The organism is Bacillus sp. JJ1503, assembly GCF_036965125.1.
Taxonomy (GTDB): Bacteria; Bacillota; Bacilli; order Bacillales; family Cytobacillaceae; genus Cytobacillus.
Window position 1 is genome coordinate 15865 of sequence record NZ_JBALOZ010000009.1, and the last position, 2866, is coordinate 18730.

The window sequence follows — 2866 nt, forward strand, 5'->3', positions numbered from 1 at the left end:
GTCCTGTCGCATTGTCGACACTAATACGTCCTGTACATCGGGGGTAGGCACTGGAGCTAGACAGTTATCTAACTCTAAAAAGTAATAACTAGTAAAAAGAAATAGAAGGCGGACTAAACAGCAAGCCCGCCATTACAAATATAAATGATCATAAATCTACTCATTATTCAACTATATTATTAAAAGAAAAAAAGCTATTGTTCTATAATTCCCCCAATAGCCATCTTAATAAATTTTATCTCTTACTGCCTTTTTTCGTCAAGTCTATTTATTTAAGTCGACAAAAAACGGCTAACGAGAACATAAGAACTGATGGGCATAAGGGTGATTAAAGGATGTTTAATCACCCTTATCGCATCCAAACCAGCCTTGTTTTCATCTGCCAGCACGTGCCAAACACCTTTTGGAATCTGAACTGATTGCTGGCACTCAGAAGGGTTAAATATCATGATCAAACGATCCCACTGTCCAAATTCACCGACATCCTCTAAAATAATTCCAATTATTTTATTGTCAAAGGGTAAAAAACGTAAATGCTTACGAATTAATTCAGCACTTGAAAACCTAAAAGCTTTGTGTGATTTGCGAATGTTAATCATACCTCTAATATAGTCTACATTGTCTGAATATAAGGATTTTCGATCCCAATCCAAATAATTAATCTCATCTGGAGATCGATAGCTATTTCCAATCCCTTTTTTCGTCCTAAAAAACTCCTGGCCGCTATGCAAAAAAGGGATGCCTTGAGCAAGCAGCACCATTACCGTTGCCAGCCGATGCTGACGCTGGATTATCGGATCTGTTTTTTCTGAGGAACATACTAATAGCTTATCCCACAATGTATGGTTATCATGAGACTCCACATAATTAACAGATTGACTAGGTGAATAGAATAGTCCCTTTTCCTTCTTCTCCAATCCAATACTGCCTGCCAATACCTTCTTAGCTGTCAAATAGTATTGATTATTACCAAGAGCATAGCCCTTATCATATAAATTAAAGGTACTGCCCTTTATCGTATCTCGGAACCAATCATTAAATTGACCGATTCCAGGAAGTTGTGCCTGATTACCAATGTTTGCTTTCATACGGGAAAGCAAAGGGGTATTCAAGTCCCATCCTTCACCTATGATAATCACCGAAGGATCTACTGAATTTACTGCCTTTCTCACCTTGTTCATTGTTTCATTATCTAAAATGCCCATTAAATCAAAACGAAAGCCATCTATTTGATACTCATTTAGCCAATACATCACTGAATCAAGAATATATTTTCGCGCCATCAAACGCTCTGAAGCAAAGTCATTTCCAACTCCGGTTCCATTTGATGGGATCCCAAATTGGTCATGGCGAAAGTAGTAGCCTGGGACTATTTTTTCAAAAGATGATGTTTCTCGAATATAAACGTGATTATACACAACATCTATGATGACTCTAATACCTTGAGAATGGATAGAGTGTATCATCCATTTCAATTCTTTAATTCTTGCATAAGGATCCCCAGGGTCAGTAGAATAACTCCCTTCTGGTGCATTAAAGTGCAGCGGGTTGTAACCCCAATTGTATTCTTTTTTTGGTCTACGTTCATTAACACCTTCAAAATCATGTACTGGAAGGAATTCAATATGAGTGATCCCAAGTTCTTTTACATACGATAAACAAGTAGGAAATCCGTCTTTATCTCTTGTATTAAGCTCTCCCGCTCCAAGGTATGCTCCCTTATTCATTACTCCGCTGTTTGGATGAATGGAGAAATCTCTAATGTGGGTTTCATATATGATCGCATCTGTAGGCTGTTCAAGAGGCGGCAGTGGGGGTTTAGCGGTTTTAGTTTTGTTCATATCAATGATGGTGCCATATTCACCATTCATGCTTACAGCTGTGGCATAAGGATCTGCGGCTTCTCTCCATTCTAAATTAACGCAAAGAAGATAGGAGTATTGATAATATTCTAGATCACGGCAGACTGTCAGCTGCCAGACCCCTTTATCGCCTCTATTCATTTCTAGTATTTCTGGCTCTTTGCTTCCCAAAGGGACTAGTTTAACCTTAACAAGGGTCGCAGTGGGTGCCCAAACTTTAAAGCTTGTTTTTTCTTTCAAATAGGAAAAGCCTAGAGAGCCATTATAGAAAAAAGCTTCATCAAAGGCATACGTTCGAATTACTGCCCCAATCTGTAAATCTGTTTTCCCTCCGAATTCATCCATGATCCAATATTGCTTGCCAATAATAGGCTCCGCTTCTAATTTACAAATATATTTCATTTTATTTTCTAAAGCTATGCGGCTGAGAATGACCATCTTGGAAAAAGGCTCGTTATTGTCATCCATTATCGAAAAAGAAGTGGAAACCCCTCCATGATAATGAAAAGGAAGTAAGACTGTTATTGTTTGCATTTCATCTAAAAAGGCGGAAAATTCACGCTTAATAGAAGTCATTTATGCTTACCTCCTTTTCGTTTAAGCTGCAGTTCGAGACGACTGGCAGTTTCTTTCGACAAGCTGTGACTATGGCAGGAGTTAAACCGATTTCCTCTCCGTCCGCATGGACATGTAGATGACTGTCTGACTTAATTTGAATACTTCTGCCGGTCAAAAAAGAAACCTCTTTAAATCCTGTATGTCCTCCCCAAAACACTGTAATGAAAATGAGTAATAGTTTTATTCTTGATAGGTTATGAACAACTGTTATATTTAACTTCCCATCAAACGGTGAAGCATCGGGGGAAATTTTCATTCCGCCTCCATAATAAGGCTGGTTGGATACCGTCACAAACCATGCGGAAGGAAACGAATATTCGCTGCCATCAATTTTGAGATCAATTTGTGTTTTTTTATAGGTAAACAAATTTTTTAATAAAAAATAA

2 protein-coding genes are annotated in these 2866 nt (G+C 38.0%); both read right to left on the reverse strand.

The genetic code is table 11. From position 1 onward, the window contains the following. Positions 1-272 precede the first annotated feature (272 nt). Positions 273-2438 carry a type I pullulanase gene (pulA, locus tag V7149_RS01140; protein ID WP_335343842.1) on the reverse strand — a complete coding sequence of 722 codons (2166 nt, stop codon included), beginning with the start codon at positions 2436-2438 and terminating at the stop codon, positions 273-275. Continuing rightward, positions 2425-2866, reverse strand: a 442-nt coding sequence (locus V7149_RS01145) for a diacylglycerol/lipid kinase family protein (RefSeq protein WP_438824071.1), incomplete at its 5' end; no start/stop codon positions are given. The genes pulA and V7149_RS01145, both read right to left, overlap by 14 nt.

Excerpts from the sequence above, each read along its gene's own strand:
- pulA (WP_335343842.1), bottom strand. The coding sequence starts at position 2,438 with ATGACTTCTATTAAGCGTGAATTTTCCGCCTTTTTAGATGAAATGCAA.